Annotated in this window: 17 protein-coding genes; 11 read left to right on the top strand and 6 right to left on the bottom strand. The window is 75.9% G+C overall.

Annotated elements, in window-relative coordinates; genetic code table 11:
- From GTR02_RS12515 to GTR02_RS12530, 4 genes are all read left to right on the top strand, one after another.
- On the top strand, positions 1–472 hold a 472-nt coding region (locus GTR02_RS12515; RefSeq protein ID WP_166607831.1), incomplete at its 5' end, for an RNA polymerase sigma factor.
- The gene (locus GTR02_RS12520; protein WP_338073781.1) at positions 469–1083 is read left to right on the top strand and encodes a methylated-DNA--[protein]-cysteine S-methyltransferase; all 615 of its coding nucleotides are present in this window, start codon (positions 469–471) and stop codon (positions 1081–1083) included. The genes GTR02_RS12515 and GTR02_RS12520, both read left to right, overlap by 4 nt.
- A 19-nt stretch (positions 1084–1102) precedes the next feature.
- Positions 1103–1636, top strand: a complete 534-nt coding sequence (locus GTR02_RS12525; protein WP_205709156.1) for a DUF1697 domain-containing protein — start codon at positions 1103–1105, stop codon at positions 1634–1636.
- On the top strand, positions 1633–2160 hold the full coding sequence (locus GTR02_RS12530) for a DUF6328 family protein (RefSeq protein WP_166607832.1): 528 nt from the start codon (positions 1633–1635) through the stop codon (positions 2158–2160). The genes GTR02_RS12525 and GTR02_RS12530 overlap by 4 nt, the downstream gene beginning before the upstream one ends.
- Before the next feature lie 12 nt (positions 2161–2172).
- On the opposite strand, the gene GTR02_RS12535 is transcribed toward GTR02_RS12530, so the two are convergent.
- From GTR02_RS12535 to GTR02_RS12560, 6 genes are all read right to left on the bottom strand, one after another.
- The gene (locus tag GTR02_RS12535) at positions 2173–3699 is read right to left on the bottom strand and encodes an MDR family MFS transporter (RefSeq protein WP_166607833.1); all 1527 of its coding nucleotides are present in this window, start codon (positions 3697–3699) and stop codon (positions 2173–2175) included.
- A 136-nt stretch (positions 3700–3835) separates the two neighbouring features.
- Entirely contained in the window at positions 3836–5656 is a 1821-nt protein-coding gene (locus tag GTR02_RS12540; RefSeq protein WP_166607834.1) for a thiamine pyrophosphate-requiring protein, read from the bottom strand.
- A gap of 62 nt (positions 5657–5718) precedes the next feature.
- Positions 5719–6114 (bottom strand): YtxH domain-containing protein, encoded by a 396-nt coding sequence (locus tag GTR02_RS12545; protein ID WP_166607835.1) that lies wholly within the window; start codon positions 6112–6114, stop codon positions 5719–5721.
- A gap of 117 nt (positions 6115–6231) precedes the next feature.
- Positions 6232–7338, bottom strand: coding sequence for an aminotransferase class V-fold PLP-dependent enzyme (locus GTR02_RS12550; RefSeq protein ID WP_166607836.1), 1107 nt, complete (start codon positions 7336–7338; stop codon positions 6232–6234).
- Positions 7339–7361: 23 nt separating this feature from the next.
- The gene (locus tag GTR02_RS12555) at positions 7362–8771 is read right to left on the bottom strand and encodes an APC family permease (RefSeq protein WP_166607837.1); all 1410 of its coding nucleotides are present in this window, start codon (positions 8769–8771) and stop codon (positions 7362–7364) included.
- On the bottom strand, positions 8771–9682 hold the full coding sequence (locus tag GTR02_RS12560; RefSeq protein ID WP_166607847.1) for a proline iminopeptidase-family hydrolase: 912 nt from the start codon (positions 9680–9682) through the stop codon (positions 8771–8773). Before GTR02_RS12560 ends, GTR02_RS12555 begins: the two co-directional genes overlap by 1 nt.
- Positions 9683–9802: 120 nt before the next feature.
- Between GTR02_RS12560 and GTR02_RS23855 the strand changes: the two genes are divergently transcribed.
- The 7 genes from GTR02_RS23855 to GTR02_RS12595 all read left to right on the top strand — a co-directional run bounded on the left by GTR02_RS23855 (position 9803) and on the right by GTR02_RS12595 (position 15014).
- A complete protein-coding gene (locus tag GTR02_RS23855; RefSeq protein WP_166607838.1) occupies positions 9803–10573 on the top strand; it encodes a FadR/GntR family transcriptional regulator in 771 nt (256 codons plus the stop codon).
- A gap of 73 nt (positions 10574–10646) precedes the next feature.
- Entirely contained in the window at positions 10647–11390 is a 744-nt protein-coding gene (locus GTR02_RS24465) for an iron dependent repressor, metal binding and dimerization domain protein (RefSeq protein WP_166607839.1), read from the top strand.
- Between the two features lie 119 nt (positions 11391–11509).
- Complete coding sequence (locus tag GTR02_RS12575; RefSeq protein WP_166607840.1) at positions 11510–12490, top strand: Gfo/Idh/MocA family protein; 981 nt, start codon at positions 11510–11512, stop codon at positions 12488–12490.
- 70 nt (positions 12491–12560) lie between these two features.
- Entirely contained in the window at positions 12561–12998 is a 438-nt protein-coding gene (locus GTR02_RS12580; RefSeq protein ID WP_166607841.1) for a nitroreductase family deazaflavin-dependent oxidoreductase, read from the top strand.
- A gap of 177 nt (positions 12999–13175) precedes the next feature.
- Positions 13176–13583, top strand: a complete 408-nt coding sequence (locus tag GTR02_RS12585; RefSeq protein WP_166607842.1) for a hypothetical protein — start codon at positions 13176–13178, stop codon at positions 13581–13583.
- 23 nt (positions 13584–13606) lie between these two features.
- On the top strand, positions 13607–14296 hold the full coding sequence (locus GTR02_RS12590; protein WP_166607843.1) for a histidine phosphatase family protein: 690 nt from the start codon (positions 13607–13609) through the stop codon (positions 14294–14296).
- Between the two features lie 79 nt (positions 14297–14375).
- Complete coding sequence (locus tag GTR02_RS12595) at positions 14376–15014, top strand: nucleoside/nucleotide kinase family protein (RefSeq protein WP_166607844.1); 639 nt, start codon at positions 14376–14378, stop codon at positions 15012–15014.
- Positions 15015–15148 lie beyond the last annotated feature (134 nt).

Below are 15148 nucleotides of genomic sequence, written 5' to 3' on the forward strand. Positions count from 1 at the left end.
GTCGGAGACGTTCCTCGCGGCGCTGCGCGCCTACCCGGACCTGCCGGCGGGCGCCGACGTGCGCGCCTGGCTGGTGACGATCGCGCACCGCAAGGCCGTCGACCAGCACCGCGCCGCCGCACGCCGTGCGACGCCGACGGCGCAGCTGCCCGAGCGCAGCGGCGGCGAGCTGCTGGGCGACTGGCGCGCCGACCTGTGGGAGGCCGTCGCGGAGCTGCCCGGCAAGCAGCGCCGCTGCGTGGCCTACCACCACCTCGCGGGGCTGCCCTACGCCGAGGTGGCCGCGCTCGTCGGGGGCAGCGAGGCGGCCGCGCGGCGCGCGGCCGCGGACGGCGTCGCGGCGCTGCGCCGCAGCTGGCGGGACCCGGGGTGGCGCGGGGACGACGGACGGCAGGGGCAGGGCCAGGGCCAGGGGCAGGGGCAGGGGCAGGGGCAGAGGCAGCGGCGCAGCGAGCAGGAGGAGGAGCGGTGAGCACCACGCAGGAGCGGCGGGGGAGCCGGGAGCGGGACGTGGAGGAGCGCGCGACCCTGGCGCGCCTGGGCCGCGCGCTGGGCCACCGCGCGCAGGACGAGGACCTCCTCGACGTCGCGTACACCACGCTCGACACGCCCGTCGGGAGGCTCCTGCTGGCCGGCACCGTCCACGGGCTCGTCCGGGTCGCCTTCGACGGCGAGGGGCACGACGCCGTCCTGCAGTCGCTCGCGGACCGGCTGGGCCCGCGGGTCCTGCGGGCCCCCGCACGCCTGGACGCGGTGGCCGCGCAGCTCGAGGAGTACTTCGCCGGGCGCCGCACGGCCTTCGACGTCCCCCTCGACCTCAGCCTCGCGCACGGCTTCCGCCGCAGCGTCGTGGAGGTGCTGCCCCGCATCGGGTTCGGGACCACCGCGTCGTACGCGCAGGTCGCGGCGCTCACGGGCAGCCCCGGTGCCGTGCGCGCCGTGGGGACCGCGTGCGCGCGCAACCCCCTGCCGGTCGTCGTGCCGTGCCACCGCGTGGTCCGCAGCGACGGGTCGCCGGGGGAGTACGTGGGGGGCGCGCCCGCCAAGCTCCGGCTGCTGGCCCTGGAGGCGCGCGCCGGGTGAGCGTGCGAGGCTGCCGGACGTGGAGGCGGTGGTCCTGCTGCGGGGCGTGAACGTCGGCGGGGTGACGGTGCGCAGCGCCGACCTGGCCCGCGTCCTGCGCGACGCGGGCTTCACCGCCGTGCGCACCGTCCTGGCGAGCGGGAACGTCGTGCTCGAGGCCGCCACCGGCGACACCGCCCGCGTGCGCCGCGACGTCGAGGCCGCGCTGCGCGCCGGGTTCGGCTACGACGCCTGGGTGGTGGTGCTGTCCCCGTCGCGGCTCGCGGAGGTCGCGGCCGGCTACCCCTTCCCGCGCGACGACGCGCGGTTCCACCCGTACTGCGTGTTCGCCTCCGACGCGGGCGAGCTCGGCGCCCTCGCGGGGCAGGCCGGCGACGGCGGGGAGGAGGACCTCCTCGAGCTCGCGGGCGACGTCCTCTACTGGCGCGTCGCGAAGGGGTCGAGCACCGGCACGCCGTTCGCGAAGCGCGCGGCGGCCGCGCGGTGGAAGCCCGTCGTCACGACGCGGAACCTCCGCACGGTCGAGAAGGTGCTCGCGGTGACGACGCGGTGAGCGCCCCCGCCGGGGACGACGACGACCCGTACGCGGGACTGCGCCGCGAGACCGCGGCCGAGCGCAGCGACCGCAACTGGGTGGAGCTGCTGCAGGAGTTCCGCGTCGTGCAGACGGGCGTGCAGCTGCTCACGGGTTTCCTGCTGACGCTGCCCTTCCAGGCCCGGTTCGCGACGCTGGACGGCTTCCAGCGCGCCGTGTACCTCACGACGCTGCTGCTGGCCGTCGTCGCGCTCACGTTCTTCGTCGCCCCCGTCGGCTACCACCGGGCGCTGTTCCAGCGCCGGTCGAAGGCGCGGCTCGTGACCTCCGCCGCGCGGTTCGCCCGGGCGGGCCTCGCGACGGTCGCGCTGGTCTTCACGGGCGGGGTGCTGCTGGTCCTCGACGTGGTCGCGGGGCGCGTCGCGGGTCTCGTCGCCGCGAGCGGCGTGCTGCTGCTCGTCGTCGTGTGCTGGTACCTGCTGCCGCAGCGGGCCGTGCGCGCGGTCCACGCCGAGCGGGACGCGCCCGGCCCGGTGGACTGACCGCCCGCCGGCTCACGCGGTGGCGGACGACTCCCGCTGCGCCGCACGGGGTCCGCGCACCAGGAGCGTGAGCGCGACGATGACGACGCCGATCCCGGCCGCGACGGTGAAGGCGGTCTGCAGGCCCTGCGCGTCCGGGCCGACGCCCTGCGCCAGGCTCGCGCGCGTCGCGATCGTGACGAAGACGGCGGTCCCCAGCGCGCCCGCGACCTGCTGCAGCGTCGTGAGGATCGCGCTGCCGTGGGAGTACAGCTGCTCCGGCAGGCTGCTCAGCGAGTCCGTCATGAGCGGCGTCATCATGAGACCGAAACCCGCCATGAACAGCACGTGGACGCCGATGACCTCGGCCAGCGGCGACGTGGGGCGCAGGGTCGCGAGCAGGCCCAGGGCGACGGCCATGGCCACGGCCCCCGGGATCACGAGGCGCCGCGCGCCGATGCGGTCGTAGAGCGCCCCGACGGGCCGTCCCAGCAGGCCGAGCGCGAGACCACCGGGCAGCACGGCCAGGCCGCTGACGAAGGTGCTGCGGCCCTGCACGCCCTGCAGGTACAGGGGCAGCAGGATCGCCGACGCGCCCAGGAGGCACAGGAAGATGAGGGCGGTCACCAGGACGGCGACCGTGAACTGCCGGTGGGTGAAGGGGCGCAGGTCCAGCAGCGCGGCACCGCGCCCCTGCAGGCGCCGCTGACGCCGGACGAAGACGACCAGCGCCGCGAGGCCGGCCGCCATCGCCGCCCAGGACGCCGCGTGGCCGCCGGCGGGGTCGTCCTCACCGACCGTGGACAGCCCGTACAGCAGGCCGCCGAAGCCGACGGCCGAGAGCAGGACGGACACCACGTCGACGGGCACCTTCCGCGTCACCGTCGTCAGCCGCAGGAAGGTGCTGCCGAGGACGAGCGCCGTCACCGCGAGCGGCAGCACGAGCCAGAACATCCAGCGCCAGTCGAGCGCGGACAGGACCGCGCCGCCGACCGTCGGCCCGATCGCCGGGGCGACCGCGATGACGATCGTGATGGTGCCCATGGTGGCGCCGCGGCGCTCGACCGGCACCAGGCGCATCACCGACGTCATGAGCAGCGGGATCATCACGGCCGTCCCGCCGGCCTGCAGCACCCGGCCCGCCAGCAGGACGCCGAAGCCCGGGGCCAGGGCGGCCACGAGGGTCCCGAGCGTGAACAGGGACATGGCCGCGGCGAACACCTGCCGCGGGGTGAAGCGCTCGAGCAGGAACCCGCTCAGCGGGATGACGACCGCCATCGTCAGCAGGAACCCGCTGGTCAGCCACTGCACCGTGGTGGTGGCGATCCCGAGGTCGGCGCTCAGCACGCGCAGGGCCACGCTCAGGATGGTCTCGTTGAGGATCATGACGAACGCGGACAGCACCAGCACCGTCAGGGCCAGCGTTCTCGCGCGGGAGGTGACGACGGGGGCGGGGGCCGAGGCGACCAGGGGGGACGCGGGAGACGCCTGCGCCGGTACGGCCGGCGCCGCGTCGGGCCGGCCGGCCTCGGGACCCACCGGGGCGGAGGAGGTGGTCATCGCGTCGACTCCAGGGGTTCGCGGCCGCCCGACGTCACCTTCCGACAGCGCCGATTGTTTGAGACGACAATAAGGTGGTCCCCCGGCGTCGTGTCAACGCGGGCGTGTCGCGGGCGCCGCCGCCGCCCGTCCCGCGTCAGTCGCCCCGGACGTGCCGCACCACCGCTCGCGCTGCGGCGCCGAGGGTCTCGCGGGCGCCCTCGACGACGATGTCCTTCGCCGCGGGGTCCCCGCGCAGCTGGGACACCGCCGTGCCCAGCAGCTGCTGCCGCGAGACGTGCGGCGGGATCATCGGGACGTTCGGGTCGACGACCGCGTCCAGCACGGTCGGCCGGCGCGCCGCGAACGCCTCGTCGAGCGCCTCCTCGACCTCGCCGGGGCCCTCCAGCCGCCGGCCGCCGAGGCCGATCAGGCGGGCGTAGTCGCCGTACGGCAGGTCGGGGACGTCCATCGCCGCGTCGAAGGGCACCTCGCCCTGCAGCGCCCGGGCCTCCCAGGCGACGAACGACAGCTCGCGGTTGTTCAGGACGAGCACCACGAACCGCGGGTCGGCCCAGGTGCGCCAGCGCTGGGCCACGGTGATGAGCTCGTTGATGCCGTTCATCTGCATCGCACCGTCACCGACGATGGCGAGCACCGGCCGGTCGGGGTGCGCCTGCTTGGCGGCCAGCGCGTACGGCATGCCCCCGCCCATCGAGAGCAGGGTGCCCGACAGGGAGGCGAGCATCCCCGGGCGCAGGTCCAGGTCGCGCGCGTACCAGCTGGTCGCGGTGCCGCAGTCGACCGCGACCATCGCGTCGTCGCTCAGCCGGGCCGAGAGCCCGCGAACGACGAGCTCGGGGTTCAGCGGCGTCGCGGCGGCGTTCGCACGCTCCTCGCCCCAGGCGCGCCACGCGGTGTTCCAGCGGGCGATCCGCTCGCGCCACGACGGGTCCGGGTCGGCGTCCAGCAGCGGCAGCAGCGCCTGCAGGGTGAGCCGCGCGTCGCCCACGAGGTTCACCTCGGTCGGGTACCGCAACCCGCAACGGGTGCCGTCGACGTCGATCTGGACGGCCCGGGCCTGGTCCGGTGCGGGGTAGTACTCGGTGTACGGCATGGTCGTGCCCACCATGAGCAGCGTGTCGCACGAGCGCATCAGGTCGTAGCTCGGCCGCGTGCCCAGCAGACCGATCGCGCCCGTCACCCAGTCCAGCCGGTCGTCCAGGACGGCCTTGCCCAGCAACGCCTTCGCGACGCCGGCGCCGAGCGCGTCCGCGACGGCGGTGAGCTCCGCGGTGGCGCCCAGCGCGCCCGCCCCGGCGAGGATCGCCACCTTCCTCCCCGAGTTCAGCAGGTCCGCGGCCTGCTGCAGCGCCTCGGGTCGCGGGACGCCCGGCAGCGAACCGGGCACGGCGCTCGTGTGGGTGTACCCGTGCGCGTCCGGCACCGACAGGACGGCGTCGGCGTCCTGCACGTCGCTCGGCAGGACCAGGGCGGTGACCGTCCGGCGCTCCAGGGCGGTGCGCGCGGCCCGGTCGACGGCGTGCTGGACCTGCGAGGGGTCGGTCACCTGGAGCACGAACTCCCCGGCCACGTCGCCGAGGAGGCGCACGAGGTTGAGCTCCTGGTAGTAGGAGGTCCCGAGGGCCGCCGTGGCGCTCTGCCCCACCAGGGCCACCACCGGGACGTGGTCGAGCTTGGCGTCGTAGAGGCCGTTCAGGACGTGCACCGCGCCCGGCCCCGACGTGACCGCGCAGACGCCGAGCGGGCTGCCGCCGTACTTGACGTCGGCCGTGGCGGCGAACCCCGCGGTCTCCTCGTGCCGGACCTGGACGAACTCGGCGTCGCCGGCCTGCACGGCCCGGCCGACGGCGGAGATGACGCCGCCGATCCCGTCGCCGGGGTAGCCGTAGAAGCGCCGCGCCCCCCAGAGCGCCAGACGCGAGACGAGGTGGTCACCGACGGTCGGGGAGCTCATGCCCCCCACTGTCGGTGCCACCTCGTCGACGTGCACCCGGACGCTCGCGGCGACCGCGGTCCTCAGTCCGTGGGCATCCGCGTGTGGTGCTGGTCGCCGAGCGGGTCGGTGCCCGCGGCGGGGGAGCCGACCGGCGTCGTGGCCGGGGGCGCCGTCGTCACGGGCGCGCCCGCCGCGGCGGAGCCGGTGTCGGAGGAGGACCCCGACGAGACCTTGGCCTTGACGCCGTCCACGACGGAGCTGGCGGCGGAGCTGACCTGCTCCTGCACCTTGCTGCCGGCCTGCTTCGCGGCGCCGGTCGCCTTGTCCTCGAGGTCGACGACGCGGGTCTGGACCGCGGGGGAACCCCAGAGCCGGCCGGCGGCGCGGCTGATCTGCTCGTAGCGCTCGCGACCGGCGCGGGCGCCGAGGACGTAGCCGGTCGCCCCGGCCACGAGGAAGAGGGCCTTGCCCTTCATGTCGTACCTCCGATGATCGCTCGTGGGCCACCCACTGTGGCAGTGGCGGCCCCCCGGCGCGCGCCAGCCGCGGGCCCGGCGTCGGTCGCGGGCAGGGCCCCGTCCGCGGGCACGGCCTCAGCCGAGGCGGCGCAGGACCGCGCCGAGGCGGTCGACGTCGGCGTCGGTGGTGTCGAGGTGGCCGCTGACGCGCAGGACCGGCCCCGTCATCTCGCCGGGCGCGCGCTCGACGCCCGCGGCCGTGGTGACGATGCCGTGCTCGGCGATCAGCCGGGCCCGGACGTCCGCCGGGTCGGTCCCGGCGGGCGGGCGCAGCGTGACCGTCGCGCTGGGCTCGTCGGGGTCCTCGACGACCTGCCAGCCGGGCAGGGTCGCGAGCTGCTCCCGCGTGCGGCGCCCGCGCGCCGCGAGCCCGGCCCGGACGGCCGCGGGCCCGAGCTCGACGTGCTCGGCGAGGGCGGTCGCGAACCCGACGCGGGCCGCGACCGAGGCCTCGGACGGCTCGGCCGGGGCCGGCTCGCGCGACAGGCCGCAGCGCTCCGCGACGCCCGTGCGGACCGCGACGAAGCCGGCGCCCCGCGGGCCGGCGAGCCACTTGCGCGACGTCCCGTACACGACGTCCGCCGTGCCCGCGGTGTCCACGTGCCCGAAGGCCTGCGCCGCGTCCACGACCACGGGCACGCCCGCGGCGTGGCAGACCGCGACCACGTCCTCGACGGGCTGGACCGTGCCGACGTGGCTGCCGAGCGCCGTCAGGTGCACGAGGTCGGGCCGGTGCTGCCGCACCGCCGCGGCGAAGGCCTCCGGGTCGATCCGGCCGGGGCCCGCACCCGCCGCCACCGCGACGGAGCCGACGCCCAGCTCCCGCAGCACCTCCAGGTTCGGGCCGTACTCGCCCGCCGCGTGCGCGACGGTGACGGGGAGGTCGGCGCCCCAGCCGAGCAGCAGGCGGCGCAGGGCGTCGTGGGCGCTGTGGACGAGGGCGACGGTGCCGCCGGGCCAGCCGAGCAGGTCGAGCACCCGGGCCCGCGCCGCGTCGAGCGTGCCCGCCGCGGCGGCGGCCGCGACGTAGGCGCCGTCGCTCGCCTCGGCCCGCAGGTGGGCGCCCACGGCGTCGAGCACCGCCCAGCTGCTGCGGCCCGCGGCCGCGGAGTCCAGGTGCAGCAGCCGTGGCGGCGGCCGGAGCCGCCGCCACGTCCCGGCCAGGCCGACGTCGTCGCTCACCCGGCCGATCCTGTCACCCGGGATCAGCGCTGCTGCGCGTCCACCGGGGCGTCGCTGGCGCGCAGCTCGGTCGAGCGGCCCGTGGCCTTGAACACGAGGACCACGACGAGCCCGACGGCGAGCCAGACGAGGCCGCCGACCTTCGCGTGGACGTCGGCGTTGACCAGGACGTAGGCGATGATCGCGAAGCCGACGACGGGCACGACGAGGTGCACGCCCCAGCGGGGCTGCCGGCTGCGGACGACGTGGTGCACGACCACCGAGACGTGCAGCAGCAGGAACGCGGTCAGCGCGCCGAAGTTGCACAGCGACGCCAGCAGGTTGATCTGCCCGACGAAGAACAGCCCGAGGACGAGGCTGAGCCCCGCGACCAGCAGGATCGCGCGCTGGGGCACCCGGGTGACGGGGTGGATGGTCTTGAGGAACCCGGGCAGCTTGCCGTCGCGGGCCATCGAGAACAGCAGCCGGGACGTGGCCGACTGCGCGACGAGGGAGTTCGCGACGGCGGACCCGATGGCCACGGCGAGGGCGATGACGACCTGCAGCCACGGCCCCGCGATGAGGAGGCCGATGTCGTAGAAGGCGTTGTTCGACGCCTCCTGGGTCGGGAACTCGGTGATGCCCGGCTGCAGGAGGGCGGCCAGGTAGGTCTGCAGGACGAACAGGGCGGCCACGATGCACAGCGCCAGCACGGTCGCCCGGCCCACGACCCGGTTGCCGCCCACGGTCTCCTCCGACAGCGTCGAGATCGCGTCGAAGCCGAGGAACGACAGGACCGCGACCGACAGCGCCGTGAACACCAGCGGGGCCGAGAACTCCGCGGGGTCGTAGAACGGCAGCGTCGTCCAGCTCGCGCCGTTGACGCCGCGGCCGATGGCCCAGGCCGCGAACCCGACGAAGACGCCGAGCACGACGAGCTGGCCCACGAGGAACACGTTGTTCGCCTTGGCGGTCGTCTCGATGCCGCGCAGGTTCACCACGGTGTTCACGAGCACGAACGCGACGATCCACACCGGTTGCGGGACCGAGGGGAAGACGTTGGCCATGGCGTTGGCGCCGATGACGTAGAGCAGCGTGGGGATGAGCAGGTAGTCCAGCAGGATCGCCCAGCCCGCGAGGAACCCGACGGAGGGGGAGATCCCCCGGCCCGCGTAGGAGTACACCGACCCCGCGATGGGGAAGGCGCGCGACATCTGCTGGTAGCTCACGGCCGTGAAGATCATGGCCACGAAGCCGATGAGGTAGGTCAGCGGCACCATGCCGTGCGAGGCGTCGAAGACGCCGCCGAAGATGGAGAACGGCGCGATGGGGACCATGAACACGAGGCCGTAGACGAGCAGGTGCTTGAGGCTGAGGCCCCGCTTCAGCTCCTGCTGGTAGCCGAAGCGGGCGAGCTCGGCGCTCTCGGTGGGGGTGCTGCCGGCGTCGGGCATCAGTGCTCCGGTTCGTGGGAGGAGGAGGGTTCGGGCTGGTCGCGCAGGAACCGCCCGACGACGTCGAGGTAGCGCTCGCGCTCCTCGACGTGGGGCATGTGGCTGGACTCCTCGAAGCGGACCCAGCGGGCGCCGGGGATCCGCTCGACGAAGGGGGCGACGCAGGCGTCGGTCGCCTCGTCGTGGCGGCCGTTGACGACGAGGGTCGCGACGTCGACGGCCGGGAGGCGGTCGACGACCGACCAGTCCCTCAGGGTGCCCACGACGTGGAACTCGTTGGGGCCGTTCATGGCGTGGTAGACGGTCGGGTCGCGGTCGATCCACGCGAACGTCTCGGCGACCTCGGGCGGCATCGGCTGGATCCGGCAGACGTGGCGCGCGTAGAACTCCTGCGTCGCCGCGACGTAGGCGGGGGAGTCGGTCGTGCCCGCCGCCTCGTGCTCGTCGAGCGCCGCGCGCACCGCGGCCGGGAGCCCGGCGCGCAACCCGGCCGCGGCCTCGAGCCACAGCGGCATCGACGCGGGGGAGTTCGCGATGACGAGGTGGCGCAGGCCCGCCGGGCGGCGCACGGCGTGCTCGGCCGCGAGCATGCCGCCCCAGGACTGTCCGAGCAGGTCGTACTCCCCGGCGATGCCGAGGTGGCCGAGGACCGCGTCGAGCTCGTCGAGGAACAGCTCGACGGTCCACGAGGCCGGGTCGGCGTCGGGCAGGTGCGTCGAGCGGCCGTTGCCGAGCTGGTCGTAGTGCACGACGGGGATGCCCCGCTCGGCCAGGTCGGCGATGGACAGGACGTAGTCCATCGTGCAGCCGGGACCACCGTGCAGGACGACGAGGGGCCGCGCCGCGGCGACGTCCCCCGTGGTGCGGACCGCGGTGCGGTGGCCGCGGACGTCGACGTCGAAGGTGCGCACAGGGGCGCCGGTGCGGACGGGAGGGGCGGTCACGGGAGGGAGCGTGCTGGGGGCAACCAAGAAAGGACAAGGCTTTTTACCAAGACGTAACACGACCGGGCCGCCTGGCAGGATCCCGGCATGCGGCACCACGACGAGCCGGGGGCGGGCGCGCAGGCCGGTGGTGAGCCGGGCGCGGACCCCGGCCCGCTCCGCCCGGTCCGCCGGCTCACCTCCGTGGCGGCCGTCGTCGACCGCCTCATCACGGCCATCGCGGTGCGCGACTTCACGCCGGGGGAGCGGCTGCCCCCGCAGCGCGAGCTCGCCGTGCTGCTGGGCGTCAGCCGGCCCACGCTGCGCGCCGCGCTGGACGAGCTCGCCGCGTCCGGGCACGTCGAGACCCGCCGGGGCCGCGCCGGCGGCACGTGGGTGCGCGCGGGTGACGGGGAGCGCACGAGCGCGGCCGTCGCCCGCACCCTGCTGCCCACGTGGGCGCAGCTCGAGGAGTCCTTCGACCTGCGCCGCCTCGTCGAGGCGACCATCGCGCGCACGGCCGCGGAGCGCCACGACGCCGCCGACGACGTGCGCCTGCGGGAGCGCCTCGCCGCCTACGAGGCCGCCGGCGGGGAGGAGGAGGCCTCGCGCAGCACCGACGCGGACCTGCACCGGGCGGTCTGCGCGGCGGCCCACAACTCCCAGCTGCAGGAGCTCAGCCGGCAGCTCCTGGCCCGGGTCAACCTCGGCATGCCGCGGGAGCCGTTCACGCGCGCCGACTACGACCGCGCCCTGCCGCAGCACCGCGCGCTGGTGGCGGCCGTGCTCGCCTCGGACGCCGAGCGGGCGGCCGCGGTGGCGCACGAGCACTTCGCCATCACCGAGGACCGGGTCCGCGCCGCGCTCGGGGGGTCCTGACCCCGGCCCGCCGGGGGTGGCAAGCTGGGGCGCCGCGGGAGCACCGCGGTCGGGCGGCGAGCGGGGGACGGTCGTGCCAGCGAGCGGTCGCCGTCCGGGGGAGCGCCCGTCGACGGCCCGCTCCTCGACCTCCCGCGCCGCCGCCCCCACGCCCGCCGGGGCCACGCCCGCCGCCGAGGACTGCCTCAAGACGGTCTACGCCGAGGGGGAGTGGTCCGACGCCAAGGTGACCCTGTCCGTGCTGGCCGCCCGGATGGGCGTCTCGGCGTCCACGGCCTCGGAGGCCGTGCGCAAGCTCACCGACGCTGGCCTGCTGCGCCACGAGCGCTACGGGGGCGTCGAGCTCACCGACGAGGGACGGGTGCGGGCGCTCGCGGTGGTGCGCCGCCACCGGCTGCTCGAGACGTGGCTGGTCGCCGAGCTCGGCTACTCCTGGGACGAGGTCCACGAGGAGGCCGAGGTGCTCGAGCACGTGGTCTCCGAGCGGCTGCTGGACCGGATGGACGCCAGCCTCGGCCACCCCGAGCGCGATCCGCACGGCGACCCGATCCCCCGGCCCGACGGCACGGTCCCGCAGCCCGGGGCCCACGCCCTGGCCGACGTCCCCGAGGGCGGTGCGGGCGTGGTCGCGCGGATCTCCGACGCCGACCCGGACGTCCTGCGCTACTTCGCCGACCTGGGCCTCGGTCTGGACGTGCGGGTGGAGGTGCTGCGGCGCCGCGGGTTCGCCGGCACCACCGTCGTGCGCATCGCGGGCGCCGAGGTCGAGCTCGGCGACCCGGCCGTCGCGGCGGTCTGGGTGCTGCCCGCCCGCTGAGCGGGGGCGCGACACCCGCGCGGGCGTGGCGACGTGCCCACCGCCGCGGAGGGTGGCAGCCTCGGCCGCGGCGAGCGGGGCCCCGCTCGCGGAGGACGGACAGCGCGGAGGCGGTACGCATGACGGTCGGCTGGGGCTTCGTCGGCACCGGGGGGATCGCGCGGACCGTCGCGACGGCCCTCGAGCTCGTCCCGGAGGGCCGGCTCGTGGCGGTCGCCTCGCGCACCGCGCAGCGCGCGGAGGAGTTCGGGGCCGAGTTCGGCGGCGCGCGCGGCTACGACGACGTCGCCGCCATGCTGGACGACCCGGCCGTGGACGCCGTCTACGTCGCCACCCCGCACCCGCAGCACCACGCCGCCGCGCGCGCGGCGCTGCTGGCCGGCACCCCCGTGCTGGTCGAGAAGCCGATCACGGCGACCCTGGCCGCGGCCGAGGACCTCGTGGCCGTCGCCCGCGCGCAGGGCGTGTTCTGCATGGAGGCGTACTGGACCCGCTTCCTGCCGGGGACGCAGGCGCTCCTGGACGTGATCGCCTCCGGTGCGGTCGGCGACGTCCGGTCCCTGCACGCCGACCTCGGGTTCGTCCCGGAGGAGACGGCGCAGCGCTTCTGGGACCCCCGGATCGGGGGCGGGTCCCTGCTCGACCTCGGCCCCTACCCGGTCGGGCTCGCGCACCTGCTGTTCGGCGCCCCCGACCGCGTGCAGGCCGTCGGGACGCTGACCGAGCGGGGGGTGGACCGCCAGGTCGCCATGGCCCTGGGCTGGCCGACCGGCGAGGTCGCCGCCCTGTCGACGACCATCGCGGCGCAGGCGTCGACGCGGGCGTGGATCGAGGGCACCGGCGGCTGGATCGAGGTGGGGGGCTCGCTGCCCTCGCTGCCGCGCTTCACGGTGCACGCGAGCGGGGCTGAGCAGGTCCACGAGCACGCCGTCGCGCACGGGCACCGCTTCATGCTGGAGCACGTGCACGAGTGCCTCGCGCGGGGGCTGACCGAGAGCCCGCTGGTCGGCCTCGACCGGACGCTGGAGGTCATGAGGGTGTTCGAGACGGTGCTCGACCAGGTCGGCGCGGTGCGCCACCGCGAGCTCGCGGACGGCTGAGGGCCGGCCGCGGGACGGCGGCGGCCCGGGCGCCGGGAAGATCCGCCGTCCCCCGCGCCTTGCTGCAGGCATGCCTCTCACCGGTGAGTACGAAGCCAGTCCCGAAGCCTGGGTGCGCGAGCAGGTCGAGGAGATCGAGAGCTCGGGCGGCACCGCGGGCACGACGCTGCGCGGCATGCCCGTCATCGTCCTGACGACCCTCGGCGCGAAGTCCGGCAAGCTGCGCAAGACCCCGCTCATGCGCGTCGAGCACGACGGCGCCTACGCCGCGGTGGCCTCCCTCGGCGGCGCGCCCCAGCACCCCGTCTGGTACTTCAACGTGCGCGCCGAACCGCTCGTGGAGGTGCAGGACGGCCGCGCCAAGGGCGACTACCGCGCCCGCGAGGTGACCGGTGAGGAGAAGGCGGCCTGGTGGGAGCGCGCGGTCGCGGCCTACCCGGACTACGCCGACTACCAGGCGAAGACGGAGCGCGAGATCCCGGTCTTCGTCCTCGAGCCCGTCGACTGAGCGTCCCTCCGACCGCGCCGCCGCCCGGCCCCGGCCTGCCCGCCGGGGCCGGTGGCCGGGCCCGGTGGCCGGTTCGGCACTGCGCCGATCGGGTGACGGGGCCTCAAGCTCACCTGCCGTCCTGGCACACTCGGTGACACGGAAGAACCGTGTGTGACGAGCGCGAGGGGTGAGGGCATGAGGATCGGATCGGTCACCTCGGGGCCGGCGCTGCGCGGCGCGTCCAAGGCGGGAGGGGTCACGCAGGTCAGCCCCGTTCGCCGGATCACGCCGGACTACGTCGACGAAGACCCGTTGGACGAGCTGACGATGTCCGACCGCGCGCTGCTGAGCCACCTGTACGGCCCGAGCGTCGACCTCGACGGGCTCGTCGGGACCACGGTCGGGCAGCTCGCCACCGAGATCGGCCGCGACCGCGCCCGCGGGGCCGTCTCCGGCGGCCGCGACCTCACCGCCGAGGACCTGCGCCGCATCGTCGGCCGGCTCACGGTGACCACGCGTCCCGTCCCGGTCGAGGTGCAGGCCCGGCTCATGGCCCGCCTGGCCTCGCCCGACACCGGTGGGCACCTGGACGTCGTGCTCTGAGGCCCGCCTGGCAGTCTGGGCGGGTGCGCCTCTTCCTCGTCCGGCACGGCCAGAGCGAGGCCAACGTCCTGCACCTGCTCGACACCGCCGTGCCCGGCCCCCCGCTCACCGACCTCGGCCGCGAGCAGGCCGAGGGCGTGACGGCGCTGCTGCGCGACGAGGGCATCGGCCTCCTCGCCGCGTCCTCGCTCGCGCGCGCGCGAGAGACGGCGGCCCCGCTGGCGAGCGCGCTCGGCCTGGACGTGCGGGTGCTCGACGGGCTGCGCGAGATCGCCGCGGGGGACAACGAGAGGCGCGGCGACGACGCCGCGATCGCGGACTACCTGCGCGTCGTCGGCGCCTGGCTGCACGGCGACCTGACCGTCCCCCAGCCCGGCGCCGAGGACGGTTCCGCGTTCCTGCGACGCTACGACGCCGCCATCGCCGCGGTCGTCGGCGAGGCGCGCGACCGCGGCGTCGACACGCTCGCGGTCGTGAGCCACGGCGCCGCGATCCGCACCTGGTCGGGGATCCGCGCCGGGAACCTCACGGCCGACTTCGTCATCGCCCACGGGCTCGCCAACTGCGGCTGCGTCGCGCTGGAGGGTTCGCCCGAGCAGGGCTGGCGCGCGGTGACCTGGATGGGCGCGGTCGTCGAGGTCGACCAGGCCCGCGCCGCGGGCGCCGGGCCGGGCGGCGAACCCGCGCCCGAGCAGCCGGGGACCGTCGCCTGACGCGGCAGCGCCCCGGAGCACGCCGGCGCGTCGACGGTGGCCGACGTGCGCCGCGCCCCGTCCTGGGTAGCCTCCGCCGGTGACCGAGACCCTCCGCTGCAGCACCGCCGACCTCACCGACCGCGCCCGCACCCTGGCCGCGCGGGGGTCGCGGACCGTGCTCGGGCTCACGGGTGCGCCCGGGGCGGGCAAGTCGACCGTGGGGGCGGCGCTCGTGGCCGCGCTCGGGCCGGACGTCGCGGTGCTCGTGCCGATGGACGGGTACCACTACGCCAACGTCGTCCTCGAGGCCCTCGGCCGCCGCGACCGCAAGGGCGCGCAGGACACCTTCGACGCCGGCGGGTACGTGTCGCTGCTGCGCCGGCTGCGCTCCGGCGAGGAGGAGGTCGTGCACGCCCCGGAGTTCCGGCGCGAGATCGAGGAGCCCGTCGGGTCTGCCCTCCCGGTGCCCCGCGACGTGCCGCTCGTCATCACCGAGGGCAACTACCTCCTGCTGCGGGAGGGGCCGTGGGCCGCGCTCGAGGGCCTCCTCGACGAGACCTGGTACCTCGAACCCGGCGACGAGCTGCGCCACGGCCGGCTCGTCGCGCGTCACGAGGCCTACGGGAAGCCGCCCGAGCAGGCGCGGGCGTGGGCCCTGGGCACCGACGAGGCGAACGCCCGCCTCATCGCGTCGACCGCCGACCGCGCCGACCTCGTCGTGCGGCTGACCGACTGAGCGGCTGAGCGACGCTCCGGCCGTCCCACCCGCCCCACCTGTTGCACGGGCGCGCGGTGGCTGGGAAGGTTCGCCGAGCCGACGGCGGTCGTCCGCCGGCGACCCGTGCCTGCGACCGGAAGGCGCCCCGCCAT

Source organism: Kineococcus siccus (assembly GCF_009906795.1).
Classification (GTDB): domain Bacteria; phylum Actinomycetota; class Actinomycetes; order Actinomycetales; family Kineococcaceae; genus Kineococcus; species Kineococcus siccus.